Genomic DNA, 18779 nt, shown 5'->3' with positions numbered 1-18779 from the left:
TTTTAAAAGACAGGGTGATACGATGACGAAGTACACACTAATTGCAACGGCGCCGATGGGCATTGAAGCTGTTGTCGCAAAGGAAGTACGAGATTTAGGATACGAATGCAAGGTTGATAACGGAAAGGTTATTTTTGAAGGCGATGCGCTTGCCATTTGCCGCGCGAACCTTTGGCTTAGAACAGCAGACCGCATAAAGGTCCAGGTTGCTTCTTTTAAAGCGAAAACATTTGATGAACTGTTTGAAAAAACGAAAGCGATTAACTGGCGCTCGTTTATACCTGAAAACGGAAAATTCCCTGTCATCGGGAAGTCAGTGAAATCAACACTTGCAAGCGTTCCTGACTGTCAGCGGATCGTCAAAAAAGCAATTGTTGAAAAGCTCAAGCTGCAGTCCGGCAAAGCCAACGACTGGATTGAAGAGACCGGTGCCGAGTATAAGGTGGAAGTTTCTTTATTAAAAGATCAGGCTGTTCTTACGCTGGATTCGTCAGGGACGGGCCTCCACAAACGAGGATACCGTGTCGATCAGGGCGGCGCCCCGATTAAAGAAACACTTGCTGCCGCTTTAGTGCAATTAACCAATTGGACCCCGGATCGTCCATTTGTCGATCCTTTCTGCGGTTCCGGAACAATTGCGATTGAAGCGGCGTTAATCGGCCAAAACATCGCCCCGGGATTCAACCGCGATTTTGTTTCAGAGGATTGGGAATGGATTGGTAAAGACCTGTGGGACAAAGCGCGGCTTGAAGTCGAGGAAAAAGCAAACTATGACCAGCCGCTTGCCATTTTCGCAAGCGACATAGACCACCGCATGGTTCAAATCGCAAAAGAAAATGCAGAGGAAGCGGGATTGGGTGATTTAATCGAATTTAAGCAGATGCAGGTTAAAGACTTCACGACAAATCTGGAGTTTGGCGTCATTGTCGGCAACCCGCCATATGGGGAGCGTCTCGGCGAGAAAAAAGCCGTTGAGCAGATGTACAAAGAAATGGGACAGGCTTTCGAACCGCTTGATACCTGGTCTGTGTATATGCTGACATCAAATGAGAATTTTGAGGAAGCATACGGCAGAAAAGCGACGAAGAAAAGAAAGCTCTTTAACGGGTTTATTAAAACGGATTATTATCAATACTGGTCAAAAGTAAGACCGCAGCGCAAGAAAACAGAAAACGCATAAAAAGAAGACGCTCTGCATGCGTCTTCTTTCATCTTTCAGCCATATTCTATCGTTACCAACGGTGAGCTTTCGCGTTACTTCTCAATATAATGTTGGTTTGGGACATTTCAGTGTGACCGTTTACTTGAGACTTAGAACGTTTAGGCCGCGTCCAATTGTGATGAAACAGTTCAGAATGCTGATCTAACCGATTTCTATAACTCATGTCAACATCACTCCCTGATAGAATATTGTTGATAAGACGGATAATCCGGGGTACGGAATATCGATTGTAGTTTGTGCATATTTCGGTGAGAACATGCGGAAAGCATGTATATAAAATGAAAAGTTCGCATACAATGATGATTATTTCCATCAGAGGTGATCTCATGCTAAACAGCGAACATTTTAATCTTATTCAAAGGGCGCTTGACGCAACAGCAAGCGAGCTAAAAGAGCTCGGGGCTGATTCGTCTCCGTCTGTGCTTTCGCATGCGCAAAATGATTTAGAAAAAGCGGTCGAACATATTTATTCAACAGACCATCCTTTTTTATCGTCGCATGTGATCAATCGAAAGTAAGCGCAAAAAAACTTGGCCTTGCCAAGTTTTTTTATTGTATTCATCGGCGGAAAATGATATTATTGGTGGTCTGAATGTCGAATAGTTGGGGGTTGGAACTAGGTGACAACATCACGTTTGCCTTTTTCTTTAACGAAAACAAAGAATTTTTATGAAGAATTGAACAATTGGATTGGTGACGTGTTTTACGATATCCTTCCCGAAAAAGGGTTTGACCTTCGGGATGAGCAGGTGTTTATGGCTTTTCAGCTGGAGCGGGCGTTTAAAGAGAAAAAAGTCATGTTCGCCGAAGCTGGAGTGGGAACGGGGAAAACGCTGGTTTATCTTCTTTTTGCGATCAGCTACGCAAGATATGTCGGCAAACCCGCTATTATTGCTTGTGCTGATGAAACATTAATCGAACAGCTTGTGAAAAAAGAGGGCGATATCTCGAAGCTTGCTGAGCATTTGGATCTGAAAATTGATACAAGGTTGTCAAAGTCACATGAGCAATATCTATGCTTGAAGAAGCTTGAAAAAACAATGCAGCGCTCCGATGATGATAAATGGCTGGATCTTTATGAGTCATTACCATCATTTGTCCATGAATCACAGGCGATGCAGCGCTTTTATCCGTATGGCGACCGTAAGCAGTATGCAAATCTATCGAACGAAGAATGGTCAGAAGTAAGCTATGATTCGTTTCAGGATTGTCTGACTTGTGATATGAGACACAGATGCGGTCTGACGCTTTCCAGAGATTACTACCGCAAGTCAACAGACTTAATCATTTGTTCCCATGATTTTTACATGGAGCATGTGTGGACGGAAGAATCACGCAAACGAGAGGGCCAGCTGCCTCTCTTGCCTGATCATAGTGCAGTTGTCTTCGATGAAGGGCATCTGTTAGAGTTTGCCGCGCAAAAAGCGCTAACCTACAGAGTGAAGCAATCTACTCTTGAATTGTTTTTAGAACGTTTGCTTCAAAATGACATCAGAGAAGAGTTTGCTGAACTGATTGAAGATGCGCTTGCTGTGAACGACGAGTTTTTCTATATTCTTTCTGAAGAATCAAAAGAAGTAGCCGGTTCACACCGTTTAGAAATAAAAAATGACCAGCGTGTTAAAAAGGCGGCGGACGAGCTTTGCCGTTTGCTTGATAAAATTGGTGAGGCTCTCGTGTTCGAGTCTGAGATGTACACGATTGATCAATACGAGCTGTCAGTTGTAGAAGAATATGTTGAACAAATGGCGTATTCATTATCTTTATATCAAAAGGATGCCATCAGCTGGCTGGAGAAAAAGGAAGCAGATTCTACCTTTGTTGTAATGCCAAGAACGGTAGCAGAAGTGTTAGGCGAAAAAGTATTTTCAAAGAAAATTCCTTATATCTTCTCGTCTGCTACGCTGTCAGAAGGCGGTTCATTTGATTATATAGCTGACAGTCTTGGGATTCATGATTATTTGTCGTTAACTGTTGATTCTCCTTATGATTATGACGAACAAATGACAGTTGATCTATATGCAAAAACAGAGATGACCGCTGAACAAAAAACAGCTGAAACAATTGAAACAATCAAACGTTATAAGGGCAGAACGCTGGTGCTTTTCCCTTCTTTTGAGGAATTAAACGAGTTCAAGCAGCTATCCGCGGCTTGGGAGCTGCCGTATCCGATTTTCTTTGAAGGTGATGAAGAAATCAGCAGCTTAGTGGAGAAATTCCAAGAGGAAGAGGAAACAGTGCTTTGTTCGGTACATCTATGGGAAGGACTCGATATTCCTGGTGACGCGTTGAAGAATGTTACCATTTGGTCATTACCGTTCCCGCCGCATGATCCTGTATTTACAGCCAAACGCAATGGGGCGAAAAAAGATCCGTTCGAAGAAGTTGATCTGCCGTATATGTTGTTACGCGTCCGGCAGGGCATCGGGCGTCTGATTCGTTCGAATCAAGACAGTGGATCAATCCACATTTATGCTGGCGGAGAGAATGAACGCATCATTGATGAGGTCAAAAAGGTGTTGCCTGTTGAACCGCATATAATGTAATAGGAAAAAGCTGACGATCGTGTTCGTCAGCTTTTTTATTTGTCAGCGAGATAGCCAGCCGCCGTCTACTGCTAAAATGTGCCCATTTACATAATCTGAAGCGCGTGATGCCAAAAAGACAGCAGTCCCGCCGATATCATCCGCTTTGCCCCATCGGCCTGCAGGGATTCTCTTTAAAATATCCTCATTTCGCTTTTCATCATCGCGAATAGGCTGTGTATTCGCTGTAGAAATATAACCCGGAGCGATTGCGTTGACCTGAATGCCGGAAGCTGCCCACTCATTGGCAAACGATTTTGTCAAACCGGCAACCGCATGTTTGCTCGCCGTATAAGCGGGAACAAGGATACCGCCTTGAAAAGATAGAAGAGAAGCGATATTAATAATTTTTCCATAACCTCTTTTCAGCATGTGTCTGCCTGCCAGCTGTGTCAGAACAAACAAGCTGTTTAGATTGACATTCAATACGTGATGCCAGTTTTCTTCTGCGAAATGTTCTGCTTTTTCCCGGTGAATAATACCGGCATTATTGACAAGAATGTCGATCTGCCGGCTTTCAAACAGCTCAGCTGCAGAATCTCTTATCGTTTCCGGTTTGCTCATGTCCAATGTAAAAGACGTAAACGTCCGGCCTTCCTGTTCCACTAGCTGCTGTGTTTCAGACAGGCTGCTTTTATGTGAGGTCCCGATAATATCAGCGCCAGCACCGGCCAGCGCTTTGGCAATGCCTTGGCCGATTCCCGTTCCCGGTCCTGTCACCAGTGCTGTTTTTCCTTCTAATGAAAAGGCATCATGTAGATAACTCATTTTATTTCAGCCCATCCATCGGAACGGCATCCATGTCTGTAAACGTGTAATTTTCTCCAGCCATCGCCCACACAAAGCTGTAGTTTGATGTTCCTGCGCCAGAGTGAATAGACCAGGCAGGAGAAAGAACAGCCTGCTCATTTCCGACAACAAGGTGGCGTGTTTCATCCGGCTGGCCCATGAAGTGAAACACCTTCGAATCCTTCTCGAGATCAAGGTAAAGATACGCCTCCATCCGGCGGTCATGGACGTGTGCCGGCATGGTGTTCCAGTTGTTGTTTTGATCTAACATCGTAATGCCCATCATAAGCTGGCAGCTTTTAATGCCATCTTGATGAATGACCTTGTACAGGCTTCTGACATTAGACGCTGCATCATCGCCAAGACGGTCTGGTGTCAGCTCAGAAATAGCAGCTTTTTGCGTAGGATGGTTTTGGTGGGCACAAGCGGAGACAAAGTAAAACTTCGCTTTCTCTCCATCCAGGCTTGTAAATGCTACATCCTGATTGCCCATTCCGATATAGAGAAAATCCTTTGTTTGAAGCACATATTCCTCATCGCCAACTCTGACAGCACCAGGCTGGCCGACATTAATAATCCCGATTTCACGCCGTTCCAGAAAGAAGTCTGTTTTAAGGAAATCCCCGGCATCAAGCTTCAATTCACTTTGGCCCGGAGCCGCTCCGCCGATGACAACCCGGTCTTCATGTGAGTAGTACATCGTTAGTTTATTTTCCGTAAATAAAGTATCCATTAAGAAATGGCTGCGGAGCTCCTCTGTCGTAAAGCGTTTTACTTGTTCAGGGTGTACAGAATAACGATTTTTCATTGTATTTCCCCCTTGGTTAGGATTTCGGCATCACTTGAATGAAAATATTTTGGTAACGGTTTCAAAGAAAATTTTAGGATAAATAGTGAAAAGAGTCAACGTTAAAATTGTGAATAGACACATTTTTGAAAAAACTCTTCCCAAATGTTAAAAATATGGTATTCTTGTGTTGTAACGGTTTTGAAATCGGTTTCAAATATATGAGATACAGGAGCACTTGAATGAAAAAGAAAACAACAGGCCATACGACCATCAAAGATGTAGCAGAATGTGCAGGAGTTTCGAAATCAACGGTTTCCCGCTATATTAACGGAAAAATAGATGCGATTTCTCCTGAAAAAGTGAAAAACATAAAAAAGGCAATCGCTGAATTGAATTACCGGCCAAGCAAAATGGCACAAGGTTTGAAAATAAAAAAAAGCAAATTAATCGGATTTGTAGTAGCTGACATTACAAATCCATTTTCGGTCGCCGCGTTTAGGGGAGTCGAAGAAGTTTGTGATCAACATGGCTACAGCATTATGGTGTGCAACACTGATAACAGTCCAGAAAAAGAGCGGGAAATGCTTTTAAAGCTTGAAGCCCATTCGGTGGAAGGACTGATTTTAAATGCAACGGGAGAAAACAAGGATGTTCTCCAAGCCTTTGCAGAACAGCACATTCCAACGATATTAATTGATCGGAAACTTCCGGATCTAAAACTGGATACTGTTACGACTGACAACAGAAGAATCACAAAAGAGATTCTTCAGAAGATTTACGGCAAAGGGTACACTGATGTCGCGTTGTTTACCGAACCAATTTCATCTATCAGCCCTCGTGCAGAAAGAGCTGCTGTGTATCAGGAAATCGCTTCAGCTCATAATGTGAACGGGCTTGTCAGAATGTATGAAATTGACGTGAGAAACAAGGAACAGCTTAAGGCGGCACTTCGTTCTTTTTACAAGGAGATGCCGGAGGAAAAAAAAGCGATTCTGGCTTTAAACGGCTTAATTATGTTGAAAATCATCAGCTGTATGGAAGAGATCGGCCTGCGCATACCCCAAGATATTGGGATTGCAGGGTTCGACGATACAGAATGGTATAAACTGATCGGTCCGGGCATTACAACAATCGCCCAGCCGTCACATGATATGGGCAGGACGGCGATGGAACGCGCACTAAAAAGGATTGAAGGTGACAAGGGAGCGCCTCAAACCATTGAATTAGAGGCAGAAGTCATCATGAGAAAGTCACTTTAATCCTGGGTGCCCTCAACGAAGAGGAGGTTGGGAAGAGATGAAGCTTGATGCGGTGACATTCGGGGAATCGATGGCCATGTTTTACGCTAATGAGTACGGAGGCCTTCATGAAGCATCCACATTTTCTAAAGGTTTGGCCGGGGCAGAAAGCAATGTCGCCTGCGGCCTTGCCAGGCTCGGTTTTCAGATGGGATGGATGAGCAAGGTCGGCAATGATCAGCTCGGAACATTTATTTTAGAGTCGCTTAAAAAAGAGGGCGTTGATGTGTCCCGCGTGATCCGTTCACAGGACGGAAATCCCACCGGTCTTCTGCTGAAGTCAAAAGTGAAAGAAGGCGATCCGCAAGTTACCTATTACAGGAAAAACTCAGCTGCAAGCACACTGACTTCTGCTGAATATCCGAGAGATTATTTTCAAAGCGCAGGCCATTTGCATATGACAGGTATTCCGCCGGCCTTATCTGCTGAGATGAAAGACTTTACTTACCACGTAATGAAGGATATGAAACATGCCGGGAAAACGGTATCGTTCGATCCCAATTTAAGGCCCTCGCTTTGGCCTGATCAAGCAACGATGGCCCATACGATTAATGATCTGGCTGGGCTTGCAGATTGGTTTTTCCCGGGGATCGCTGAGGGCGAGTTATTGACCGGAGAAAAAACACCTGAAGGCATTGCCGACTTTTATCTGAAAAAGGGTGTCAGCTTAGTCGCCATTAAACTCGGAAAAGAAGGCGCTTACTTCAAAACGCGGGAAGGTGAAGGATTTGCAGAAGGCTATCGGGTCGATCGGGTGGTTGATACGGTCGGTGCCGGAGACGGATTTGCAGTCGGTGTGATCAGCGGCATCCTTGATGGTTTGTCGTACAAGGATGCGGTGCAAAGGGGAAATGCGATTGGCGCTTTGCAAGTGCAGGCACCGGGGGATATGGACGGTATGCCGACCAGGGAGAAATTAGCTGCGTTTTTATCTGATCAAAGAACGGTTCGCCAAAAGAAAGGGGATGATTAATATGGAGTCCAAAGCTGTTGAAAACCGTTTGAAAGCAGCAAGGCTGATTGCAGTCATTCGCACAAAGGATAAACAGGAGGCCTGTCAGCAGATTGAAAGCTTACTAGATAAAGGGATTCGTGCCGTTGAAGTGACGTATACGACACCTGGAGCATCGGATATTATCGAGTCCTTCCGTGATAGAAAAGATATCTTAATCGGCGCAGGTACCGTCATCACTGCGCAGCAAGCGGGAGAAGCTGCTGAGGCTGGAGCGCAGTTTATTGTCAGTCCGGGATTTTCAGCTGACCTTGCAGAACATCTTTCTTTTTTGAAGACACTTTATATCCCCGGCGTATTGACTCCGAGCGAAATTATGGAAGCGCTGACATGCGGTTTCACTACTTTAAAGCTGTTCCCAAGCGGTGTGTTTGGGATTCCGTTTATGAAAAATTTAGCTGGCCCTTTTCCTCAGGTGACCTTTATTCCGACAGGCGGTATCCATCCGTCTGACGTGCCGGATTGGCTCAAAGCCGGAGCTGGCGCCGTCGGTGTCGGAAGCCAGTTGGGCAGTTGTTCAAAAGAAGATTTGCAGGCTGTATTCCAAGTGTAAGTGGGAATGTTTTTTCATAACCGGAGGATGGGAGAATCCACATATGAAAATCAAAGCGACAATTGAACGGGTACCTGGCGGAATGATGATTATTCCGCTGTTTCTGGGAGCGGCGCTCAATACGTTTGCGCCTGGAACAGCGGAGTTCTTTGGAGGGTTTACAGGTGCTTTGATTACCGGAACGCTGCCGATACTGGGTGTTTTTATTTTCTGCGTAGGAGCGACGATTGATTTTCGGTCTTCAGGCTATATCGCAAGGAAGGGAATCACATTATTATTGGGGAAGGTCGGATTTGCAGCGCTGCTGGGCGTGATCGCAGCGCAATTTATACCTGATGAAGGCATACAATCCGGCTTTTTTGCAGGTCTTTCTGTTTTAGCAATTGTCGCAGTGATGAATGAAACGAATGGCGGCCTGTATTTGGCGCTCATGAACCATATGGGAAGAAAAGAAGATGCTGGCGCTTTTGCGTTTATCAGTACAGAATCAGGGCCTTTTATGACCATGGTGACATTTGGTGTAACTGGACTTGCCGCATTTCCGTGGGAAACGCTGGCAGCGACAGTCATCCCGTTTTTACTCGGCTGTATACTTGGAAACCTTGATCATGATCTCAGAGACTTATTCAGTAAGGTTGTGCCGGCGATCATCCCGTTTTTTGCCTTTTCGCTCGGCAACACCTTGAATTTTGGAATGCTGATTCAATCAGGGCTGCTTGGGATTTTTATCGGAGTTTCTGTCGTCATTTTATCGGGCAGCTCGTTGTTTTTGCTTGACCGTTTTATTGCGCGGGGAGACGGTGTCGCTGGCGTGGCCGCTTCTTCTACGGCGGGGGCGGCTGTAGCCGTGCCCTACGCATTAGCGGAAGCGAATGCCTCATTTGCGCCAGTTGCTGAATCAGCAACGGCAATCATAGCGACAAGTGTTATTGTCACCTCACTGTTAACCCCGCTGGCAACGGTGTGGGTGGATAAAAAAATCAAACAGAAAAAGCGGAGAACACCGCCGCCAAAAAATCAAATGACGATTAACTGAACCAGAAAGGCTGCCGCCAAAAATACCGGCAGCCTCTTATACAAACAATTTGACTTTCATACCCCCTTCCATTAGCCTGTAATGGAACGGCTAGAATAGGGAGGGAATGGATATGGAGATACATACATATGAAAAGGAATTTTTTGATCTTTTAAAAAGAATCTCACATTACAGCGAAGCAGTTGCGTTAATGCACTGGGACTCTAGAACAGGCGCGCCCAAAAACGGATCAGAGGACCGTGCCGAAAGCATCGGGCAGCTTTCAACAGATATATTCAATATCCAAACATCAGATCGGATGAAGGAACTGATCGATGCCCTGTATGAACGATTTGATGACTTATCTGAAGATACAAAAAAGGCAGTGGAGCTGGCGAAAAAAGAGTACGAAGAGAATAAAAAAATCCCTGAGGCTGAATACAAGGAATATGTGATCCTGTGTTCAAAGGCTGAAACCGCGTGGGAAGAAGCGAAAGGAAAATCTGATTTCAGCTTGTTTTCCCCCTATTTAGAGCAGCTGATTGAATTCAATAAACGTTTTATCACATATTGGGGTTATCAAGAGCATCCATATGATGCATTGCTTGATTTGTTTGAGCCGGGTGTCACAGTAAAGGTGCTTGATCAGCTGTTTGCTGAGTTGAAAGAAGCGATTATTCCCCTCGTTAAACAAGTGACAGCTTCCGAAAATAAACCGGATACAAGCTTTATTACAAAAACGTTCCCTAAAGACAAGCAAAAGGAGCTCAGCTTGTATTTTTTACAGGAGCTTGGCTACGATTTTGATGGCGGACGGCTTGATGAAACGGTTCATCCGTTTGCAACCACGATGAATCGCGGAGACGTTCGAGTCACGACGAGGTATGATGAAAAAGATTTCCGCACGGCGATCTTTGGCACCATTCATGAGTGCGGTCATGCGATATATGAGCAAAATATTGACGAGGCACTGAGCGGCACAAACTTGTCGGACGGTGCATCAATGGGCATCCATGAATCTCAATCATTATTTTACGAGAATTTTATCGGCCGCAACAAGCATTTTTGGACACCGTACTATAAGAAAATTCAAGAAGCATCCCCTGATCAGTTCAAAGATATCTCCCTGGATGATTTTGTCCGGGCAATCAATGAATCAAAGCCTTCCTTTATCAGGGTAGAAGCGGATGAATTGACGTATCCTCTTCATATCATTATCCGCTATGAAATTGAAAAAGCGATTTTCAGCAATGAAGTGTCTGTAGAAGAACTGCCGTCGCTATGGAATCAAAAATACCAAGATTATTTAGGGATTACACCGCAGACGGACGCAGAAGGGATTTTACAGGATGTCCATTGGGCAGGAGGAGATTTTGGCTACTTCCCATCCTATGCACTCGGCTACATGTATGCAGCTCAGCTGAAACAAAAAATGCTCGGGGATCTGCCTGAGTTTGACACTCTCTTGGAAAGAGGAGAATTTCATCCGATAAAGCAATGGCTGACGGAAAAGGTGCACATTCACGGAAAACGGAAAAAGCCGTTAGAGATTATTAAAGATGCAACAGGAGAAGAGCTGAATGTACGCTATTTGATTGACTATTTGACAAACAAATATTCAAATCTCTATCTATCGTAACCAAAAGCCTGGCGCTGAGACTGCCAGGCTCTTTTAGAAAGTAAATGCATAAAAGACGAATGATTACCATTAAAATAAAAATAAAGTTCGGAAATTTTGTTTTTTGTCTATGCAACAGGCTGGAATCTTGATATAATTTATTACAATATCATAGGAACACTCATATAATCGCGTGGATATGGCACGCAAGTTTCTACCGGGCACCGTAAATGTCCGACTATGAGTGAGCAATGAGACCGCACGTGTACGGTTTTTTGTTATATCAGCATTGCTTGCTCTTTTTTGAGCGGGCAATGCTTTTTTTATTATCATAACGGAGGTAAGACAGGATGGAAGCACTGAAACGAAAAATAGAGGAAGAAGGCGTCGTGTTATCTGACCAGGTACTGAAGGTGGATGCCTTTTTGAATCATCAAATTGATCCGCTGCTTATGCAGAAAATTGGTGGGGAATTTGCTGCAAGATTTGCAAAAGACGGTATTACCAAAATTGTAACAATCGAATCATCCGGAATCGCTCCCGCTGTGATGACCGGTTTACAGCTAGGTGTGCCGGTTGTCTTCGCGAGAAAACATAAGTCACTAACACTCACCGACAACTTGCTGACAGCGTCCGTTTATTCCTTTACGAAGCAAACGGAAAGCCAAATTGCAGTGTCAGGAACCCACCTGTCCGATCAGGATCATGTGCTGATTATCGATGATTTTTTGGCAAATGGACAAGCGGCGCTCGGGCTTTTGTCGATTGTGAAGCAGGCGGGAGCTTCTATTGCGGGACTTGGCATTGTCATTGAAAAGTCTTTTCAGCCGGGAAGAGATGAACTTGTGAAGCTGGGCTATCGGGTGGAATCTTTGGCAAGAATCCAGTCTTTAGAAGAGGGAAAAGTGTCCTTCGTACAGGAGGTTCACTCATGAGAAATGGATTCGGCAAAACGCTGTCTTTAGGGATTCAGCATGTGCTCGCCATGTATGCCGGTGCCATTGTTGTTCCTCTGATTGTCGGAAAAGCAATGGGGCTGACTGTCGAACAGCTGACCTACTTGGTATCGATTGACATTTTCATGTGCGGTGTGGCAACACTTCTGCAAGTGTGGAGCAACCGCTTTTTCGGGATAGGCCTTCCGGTTGTGCTTGGCTGTACATTTACAGCTGTATCACCGATGATTGCGATTGGATATGAATACGGGGTTTCAACGGTTTATGGAAGTATTATCGCTTCAGGTATTCTTGTCATTCTTATTTCATTTTTCTTTGGAAAGCTCGTATCATTTTTTCCGCCAGTCGTGACAGGCTCAGTTGTTACGATTATTGGGATTACACTTATGCCGGTAGCCATGAATAACATGGCCGGCGGAGAAGGAAGTGCAGATTTCGGCGATCTCTCTAATCTTGCTCTTGCTTTTATCGTTTTGAGCATCATTGTGCTTCTATACCGTTTTACAAAAGGCTTTATCAAGTCCATCTCGATTTTGATTGGGATTTTGTTTGGCACCTTTATCGCTTATTTTATGGGAAAAGTTCAATTTGATAATGTGTCGGACGCGGCAGTTGTCCAAATGATTCAGCCGTTTTACTTCGGAGCGCCGTCTTTTCACGCAGCGCCCATCATTACAATGTCCATTGTTGCAATTGTCAGCCTTGTCGAATCAACTGGTGTTTACTTTGCCTTGGGTGACCTGACGAATCGCCGTCTGACAGAGAAAGAGTTATCAAAGGGCTATCGCGCTGAAGGGCTGGCTGTGCTGCTCGGCGGTATTTTTAACGCTTTTCCTTACACAGCATTCTCTCAAAATGTCGGGCTGGTCCAGCTGACAGGAATCAAGAAAAATGCCGTAATTGTTGTCACCGGTGTGATCTTAATGGCATTCGGGCTGTTTCCGAAGATCGCAGCTTTCACGACCATTATTCCATCTGCTGTTTTAGGCGGGGCAATGGTAGCGATGTTTGGAATGGTGATCGCTTACGGCATCAAAATGCTCAGCCGCATTGATTTTGCAAAACAAGAAAACCTGCTGATCGTTGCCTGCTCAGTGGGTCTGGGTCTCGGTGTGACAGTTGTGCCGGATATTTTTAAGCAGCTTCCGAGTGCCTTAACGCTCCTGACAACAAACGGCATTGTCGCCGGCAGCTTCACTGCAGTAGTCTTGAATATTGTATATAACGTATTTTCTAAAGCCAAAAAAACTGAACAAACAGCTGGCATCTCTGAGCAAAAAACAGCAGTCTAACTCCGCCGCGGCGGAGTTTTTTGTATATAAAAAAGTTCGTTGCGGCACAATGTATGCAAAGAGGTGATCGCATGGCGTTTATTTTATCCATCGGAACAAGCCTTCCTGCGCACAATGTAAACCAAGAGAAAGCGGCTGAGTTCGCCCGCTATATGTTTCAGCACTCCTTTAAGGATATCAACAGGCTGTTAACCTCCTTTAAAAACGGGCAAATTCAATCGAGGCAATTTGTCAAACCGATTGAATGGTATAAAGAAGATCACAGCTTCGAAGAGAAGAATCAAATATACATAGAAGAAACACTTAAGCACAGTATAGAGGCTGTCCGTCAGTGCCTCTCTCATCCTGAGTTTTTTCAAGAAGCCATCCCTTATGAGAAAGTAGATGCTGTTTTTTTCGTCTCCAGCACGGGTCTTTCCACACCGAGCATTGAGGCGCGGCTCATGAATGAACTTCCGTTTTCTCCATATACGAAGCGGATTCCGATTTGGGGCCTAGGCTGTGCAGGAGGGGCCAGCGGACTTGCGCGTGCTGCCGAATACTGCAAAGCGCATCCCGAGTCTTTCGTGCTTGTCATCGCTGCTGAGCTATGCAGCCTGACCTTCCAGCCGGAGGATAAAACGAAAAGCAATCTTATTGGCACCTCGCTTTTTGGCGATGGGATTGCCGCTTGCTTGTTATGCGGGGAGAAGGCAGACCGCGGAATGTCAAAACTAAAGCTAGTGCCAAAGGTAAGGGATTCCCAATCTGTTTTGATGAAACAATCAGAAGATGTCATGGGCTGGGACTTTACTGATCAAGGATTTAAAGTGATTTTCTCAAGAGATATCCCAACCTTGGTGGAAAAATGGCTTAAAACAAATGTACAGGTTTTTTTAGACAAATATCAGCTGTCATTCAGTGATATCAGTGTTTTTTTGGCGCATCCTGGCGGAAAAAAGGTGATTGAAGCATACATCAAAAGCCTCGAGCTGTCACCAGAAAAGCTTGCATCTGCACAAAGCATATTGAAAAAGCACGGAAATATGTCTTCAGCCACAATATTGTATGTGATCAAAGACCATCTGCAAAACGGACATAAAAAGGAAGCAGCACAGGGACTGATTGGCGCATTAGGGCCGGGATTTTCATCAGAGCTGCTATTATTCAGCTGGGAAAAGGGGGCTTGACTGATGTTTTGGTTGTTAATCGCCATTCTTATTGCTCAAAGAGCAGCTGAAATGGCAGTAGCCAGACAAAATGAGCAAAAGGTGAAGAAACAAGGGGCGATAGAATTCGGTGAGAATCACTATCCGTACATCATTATCATGCACATTCTTTTTTTCCTGTCTTTGATTGCGGAAGTGCTGCTGTTGAACAAACAGCCCTCAAGCTGGTGGATCGGTATCGCTGCGGCTATTTTAATCGTACAGGCAGTGAGGTATTGGGCGCTTTGTTCTTTAGGAGCATATTGGAATACGAAAATCCTTGTCGTTCCAGGTGCGGAACTTGTAAAAAAAGGCCCTTATAGATGGATGAAGCACCCAAACTATACCGTTGTGATATTAGAAATCTTATTGATTCCGCTGCTGTATCAAGCGTACGTCACCATGAGTCTGTTTTCGGTTTTAAATGCGGCATTGTTAACCATTAGAATTCGTGCTGAAGACAAAGCATTGGAGGAATACAGCATTAAATAGAGATTGAAAATCATTCTCATCCATGATAAACTGAATTTGAAAAAGATTCTCAATCAGGATGGTGAAGCAAATGACAATGCTGTTTTTGCTTGGGGCGGTATGTACATATAGTGTATTAATCGGTTTTGTATTAAAAGGAATCTCTAATAAATCTGTTTAATGAATCTGGAACTTGTCAAAGTTGCAGATTTTCTTTTATAGAAGCTGCCATATCGGCGGCTTTTTTCTATTCTCTTAAAGAAATTTTGCTCATTCTTGTGTAAAATGAGAGAGGAATGGATTCAGATCTTTCGAAAAAGATTCACAATTGAAACGGCACAAAGGGGTTCATATCTATGACAGAACATAACAGAGAAGAGCTTTTGCACAAAACTGGGGAACTTTATAAACAATTCATCGAAAATCAAGATGAACAAAGGGCTGCTAAACTGGCCGCGGTCATGAACAAAGCAGCTGATCAAGAGATTTATATCTCGTTTACCGGGCATTATTCAGCAGGGAAATCATCACTGCTGAACTGCCTGTTAATGGAGAATATTTTGCCGACAAGCCCGATTCCGACAAGTGCTAACCTTGTTGTGATCAGAAACGGGGATAAACGAGTTCGGCTTCATACAACAGACGGAGCATGCGCTGAGCTGGAGGGGGCTTATCAGAAAGACAAGGTACAGCAATACTGCAAAGACGGCGAGCAAATTGAAAGCGTTGAAATTTTTGATCAGTATACTGAAATCGATCCCGGGGTTGCATATATTGATACCCCTGGGATTGATTCAACAGATGATGCACATTTTCTGTCAGCGGCTTCTATTCTCCATCAGGCGGATGCGCTGTTTTACGTCGTTCACTATAATCACGTACACTCTGAAGAAAATGTAAAGTTCCTTAGGTCGATAAAAGAGAGCATTCCAAATGTGTATTTTATCGTCAATCAAATTGACCGGCATGATGAGACGGAGACTCGGTTTGATGACTATAAAGCGCAAGTTGAGGAGATGCTTTGCAATGAAGGTATTTCAAAGGAATCGCTTTATTTTACGTCAGTAACAGCACCAAACCACCCGTTCAATCAGATTGGAACCTTAAGAGAAGAATTAAAAAGAATAGAACAGCAATCAAAAAACAATTTGCAGGCTTTAACTGAACAAAAAGTTCTCAATCTGCTGAAGGAGCATACGGAAATGCTTTTGAAGGACGAAACCGACGGTCCAAGCTTTGCTGAACAGCTTGATACACAAACTGAGCTTGTCCAATCGCTGCGTGATCAGTTGGATGAGGCGGCAATACGAGCGACTGAGGCAGAAAGCAGGATGCAGGAAGAAATCAATCGCATTTTAAAAAATGCCAACCTGACGCCTTTTGAAATGCGTGAACTGGCAGCCGCATTTCTAGAATCGCGAGAGCCTTCTTTTAAAACAGGCTTTTTCTTTTCTAAAGCGAAAACGGCACAGGAAAGAGATAAAAGGCGTGATGCTTTTTTCTCAGATGTGATAAAACGAACAGAAGCTGAAGCGGATTGGCACATAATAGACACGTTCCATAAACTCGCCAAGGCATTTGATGTTCATACGGCTGAAAGTGAACAGCTGATTCAGGCTTATCGCACTCCGCTTGAAATAGACATCATTGAACGAGCCATCAAGCATGGGGCAGCTTTTTCCTCAGAATATGTATTGCAATACACAAAAGACCTGGCGGAGCTCATCCGCAAAGAGGCGAAAAGAGAAGCAGCAGACATCATAAAGGCGCTTATCGCGATGGTAAAAGAGCGTGTGTCTAAAGATGTGCAAACGATCAATGACCGGCTTGCCCAGGAATCAGAACAACTTGCCCTTCTCCAAGAACAGGCCCGAAAAGAAAATAAGGCCCGTGAGAAAGCTGATCGCATGTGGGCCATTTGGGAAGAGGAGGCCGCAAGCCCAAAGCACAACATAGACACAAACTGGTTCAAAATGAGGAAAAAAACAGTGGCGGTTCCAGAACAAAAACGAAGTAAAAGTCAAAAGACGCAGCAGCCAATGCATAAACCAGAAATCAAATTGGAGCGAGAACTGCCGCTTCAAGATCAAATCAAACATTTTTACACATTATCTGACCGTTTAGGCGAGTACAGCATGCTGTCAAAACAAACCTCAGCCTTTCGGGAAAGGATTAAAAGACTTGAGGAACGGAAATTTACACTTGCGCTTTTTGGAGGCTTCAGCTCTGGGAAATCATCATTTGCCAATGCACTTGTCGGAGAAAGGGTGCTGCCATCCTCACCAACGCCAACTACAGCGACAATTAACAAAATCACAAAACCAACCAATGGCAATATAAACAGAACTGCGGATGTAGTGTTTAAGACGGAGGATGACATAACGGCTGACATTTTGCAGCTCACCGGAATACAAGAAGAACCAACAGGCCGTTCTTTCACAGAGAAGTGGGGAAAGGCAGTCAAAAAAAACCATCTGCAGGAAGAGCATATCAAATTAATCAGCAACTATCTGCAAGCTTACAAAAAGGTTGGGCAGTATATACAGGAACAAAAGACATTAACAATTCCGCTGTCTGAATTAAAGCCGTATGTGGCGGAGGAGGCAACGGCCTGCGCCGTGAAAGAGGTAACGGTCTATTATTCATGCGCGCTGACTGAAAAAGGGATTACGATCGTTGATACGCCCGGGGCGAGCAGCATGAATAAGCGGCATACAGAGCTGGCGTTCCAATATATTAAAGATGCCGATGCGTTTTTTTATATGACCTATTATCAGCACTCCTTCTCAAAAGGAGACCGTTCATTTTTGCGAAAGCTCGGCCTGGTGAAAGAATCGTTCAGCATGGATAAAATGTTTTTCGTCATTAATGCAGCAGACCTTGCGAAAGATAAAACAGAGCTGGAAACAGTGACCGATTATGTCAGCGGAGAGCTTGTAAAAGAAGGGATTCATGATCCGCAGCTCTTTACTGTATCAAGTAAGGAGGAACTGCTGGGGAAACCGCAATCATTTTATAACCAATTCCCGAAAGTGAGAACACACTTGGACCGCTTTATAGAAGTTGATGTAAAAAAAGCGTCAGCTGCACAGCTCAGTTTAGAAGCAGACAAACTATGCGAAACTGTGTTCCAGCTTCACCAATCCCAGAATCAGTCAAAGGAAGAAAAGGAAGCGCAGAAACAGCGCCTTATGCTGTCATTTGAGCGGGCAGCCGCCGAAATCGAGAAAAGGCGCAACTCAGAAACCATCATTGAGAAAGTAAAAAAAGACACAAAAGAACAGCTTTATCACATTAGACAGAGATTATCCTTTTTTGCCAATGATTTATTAAAATCAGCATTTCATCCTGGGCTTCAGAATGGGGAGTGGAAAAAGAACCTCGGTGAGGCGATGAAAACGGCCTTACATGATTATCAGTTTGAATATGTTCAGGAAATCAAGACGCTTGATGTCCGTATGAGCGGTTTTATTGAGCGGCATATCACCGAAGAATGGCTGGAGAGTTTTCAAAAAACATTAAACGAAGACGGTTATTTTTCCATTTATGAGGGTGATCCGCATTCGAAAGGCATACAGCTGAAGGACGTTGAACCGGAAATAGAAGAACGTGCTTTTGAGCAGGAACTAAAAGAGGTCAAATCACCAAAGCATTTTTTTGAGCAGAAAGGAAAATCGGCCTTTATCGAAGCTGTACGGATGAAACTTGCAAAAATCACAGAGGCATGGATAAAAAATGAAGAAGAAAGCCTGATCTCTCATTATACAGGTCACCTCAGACGCTTACAGGAAGATATGGCTGAAAAAGCAATGGCGCAAATAACAGATCAAAAAGAGACTTATGTAAGTGGATATGCGGAAGGGGAACATGCGAAAGAGTTTGAAATGGCGTATCAAGCGTGTATCTCTTGGAAGAATTCAGACAATACAATAAAAATGTAAAATGCAGTTGGCTTGTATTTCAAGTCATGATAGACTAAATAGAAAAAAGC

The 18779-nt window shown here is 44.1% G+C and carries 17 protein-coding genes and 1 riboswitch; of the genes, 14 read left to right on the top strand and 3 right to left on the bottom strand.

Annotation, left to right across the window (positions count from 1 at the left end; all coding sequences use genetic code 11):
- The first annotated feature begins 22 nt into the window (after positions 1–22).
- The gene (locus tag MOC09_RS06400; RefSeq protein ID WP_268369946.1) at positions 23–1180 is read left to right on the top strand and encodes a THUMP domain-containing class I SAM-dependent RNA methyltransferase; all 1158 of its coding nucleotides are present in this window, start codon (positions 23–25) and stop codon (positions 1178–1180) included.
- A 52-nt stretch (positions 1181–1232) separates the two neighbouring features.
- Here the strand turns inward: MOC09_RS06400 and MOC09_RS06395 are convergent, their stop codons facing one another.
- A complete protein-coding gene (locus MOC09_RS06395) occupies positions 1233–1385 on the bottom strand; it encodes a YpzG family protein (RefSeq protein ID WP_010327933.1) in 153 nt (50 codons plus the stop codon).
- A gap of 163 nt (positions 1386–1548) precedes the next feature.
- On the opposite strand from MOC09_RS06395, the gene MOC09_RS06390 reads away from it, so the two are divergent.
- Positions 1549–1740, top strand: a complete 192-nt coding sequence (locus tag MOC09_RS06390; protein ID WP_268362402.1) for a hypothetical protein — start codon at positions 1549–1551, stop codon at positions 1738–1740.
- A gap of 102 nt (positions 1741–1842) precedes the next feature.
- Positions 1843–3768, top strand: coding sequence for an ATP-dependent DNA helicase (locus tag MOC09_RS06385; protein ID WP_268362383.1), 1926 nt, complete (start codon positions 1843–1845; stop codon positions 3766–3768).
- A gap of 42 nt (positions 3769–3810) precedes the next feature.
- Here MOC09_RS06385 and kduD read toward each other — a convergent pair whose 3' ends face one another.
- Together kduD and kduI are read right to left on the bottom strand one after the other, a co-directional pair.
- Complete coding sequence (gene kduD / locus MOC09_RS06380) at positions 3811–4575, bottom strand: 2-dehydro-3-deoxy-D-gluconate 5-dehydrogenase KduD (protein WP_268362381.1); 765 nt, start codon at positions 4573–4575, stop codon at positions 3811–3813.
- A 1-nt stretch (position 4576) separates the two neighbouring features.
- Positions 4577–5404, bottom strand: a complete 828-nt coding sequence (gene kduI, locus MOC09_RS06375) for a 5-dehydro-4-deoxy-D-glucuronate isomerase (RefSeq protein ID WP_268369944.1) — start codon at positions 5402–5404, stop codon at positions 4577–4579.
- Positions 5405–5625: 221 nt separating this feature from the next.
- Between kduI and kdgR the strand changes: the two genes are divergently transcribed.
- From kdgR to MOC09_RS06320, 11 genes are all read left to right on the top strand, one after another.
- Positions 5626–6645: a pectin utilization transcriptional regulator KdgR gene (gene kdgR, locus MOC09_RS06370; protein ID WP_268369942.1), complete on the top strand. Its 1020-nt coding sequence runs from the start codon at positions 5626–5628 to the stop codon at positions 6643–6645.
- A 37-nt stretch (positions 6646–6682) separates the two neighbouring features.
- Entirely contained in the window at positions 6683–7657 is a 975-nt protein-coding gene (gene kdgK, locus MOC09_RS06365) for a 2-dehydro-3-deoxygluconokinase (RefSeq protein ID WP_268369940.1), read from the top strand.
- A gap of 1 nt (position 7658) precedes the next feature.
- Positions 7659–8249, top strand: coding sequence for a bifunctional 4-hydroxy-2-oxoglutarate aldolase/2-dehydro-3-deoxy-phosphogluconate aldolase (gene eda / locus MOC09_RS06360; RefSeq protein WP_268362374.1), 591 nt, complete (start codon positions 7659–7661; stop codon positions 8247–8249).
- Positions 8250–8292: 43 nt separating this feature from the next.
- On the top strand, positions 8293–9285 hold the full coding sequence (gene kdgT, locus MOC09_RS06355; protein ID WP_014477146.1) for a 2-keto-3-deoxygluconate transporter: 993 nt from the start codon (positions 8293–8295) through the stop codon (positions 9283–9285).
- A 112-nt stretch (positions 9286–9397) separates the two neighbouring features.
- Positions 9398–10903, top strand: coding sequence for a carboxypeptidase (gene ypwA, locus MOC09_RS06350; RefSeq protein ID WP_268362372.1), 1506 nt, complete (start codon positions 9398–9400; stop codon positions 10901–10903).
- A gap of 140 nt (positions 10904–11043) precedes the next feature.
- Positions 11044–11143, top strand: a riboswitch (purine riboswitch).
- Positions 11144–11232: 89 nt separating this feature from the next.
- Complete coding sequence (gene xpt, locus MOC09_RS06345; protein ID WP_268362369.1) at positions 11233–11817, top strand: xanthine phosphoribosyltransferase; 585 nt, start codon at positions 11233–11235, stop codon at positions 11815–11817.
- A complete protein-coding gene (gene pbuX / locus MOC09_RS06340) occupies positions 11814–13130 on the top strand; it encodes a xanthine permease PbuX (protein WP_268362367.1) in 1317 nt (438 codons plus the stop codon). Before xpt ends, pbuX begins: the two co-directional genes overlap by 4 nt.
- Positions 13131–13201: 71 nt before the next feature.
- Positions 13202–14299, top strand: coding sequence for a type III polyketide synthase (locus MOC09_RS06335; protein WP_268369938.1), 1098 nt, complete (start codon positions 13202–13204; stop codon positions 14297–14299).
- Between the two features lie 3 nt (positions 14300–14302).
- Positions 14303–14809, top strand: coding sequence for an isoprenylcysteine carboxyl methyltransferase family protein (locus MOC09_RS06330; protein ID WP_268369936.1), 507 nt, complete (start codon positions 14303–14305; stop codon positions 14807–14809).
- Positions 14810–14879: 70 nt separating this feature from the next.
- A complete protein-coding gene (gene fbpC / locus MOC09_RS06325) occupies positions 14880–14969 on the top strand; it encodes a Fur-regulated basic protein FbpC (RefSeq protein WP_100069434.1) in 90 nt (29 codons plus the stop codon).
- Between the two features lie 175 nt (positions 14970–15144).
- Positions 15145–18729 (top strand): dynamin family protein, encoded by a 3585-nt coding sequence (locus MOC09_RS06320; RefSeq protein ID WP_268369935.1) that lies wholly within the window; start codon positions 15145–15147, stop codon positions 18727–18729.
- Positions 18730–18779 lie beyond the last annotated feature (50 nt).

It is taken from the genome of Bacillus sp. N12A5 (assembly GCF_026790125.1).
Taxonomy (GTDB): Bacteria; Bacillota; Bacilli; order Bacillales; family Bacillaceae; genus Bacillus.
Note: the sequence above shows the minus strand (reverse complement) of the source record. Positions and strands in the feature narration are given on the sequence as shown.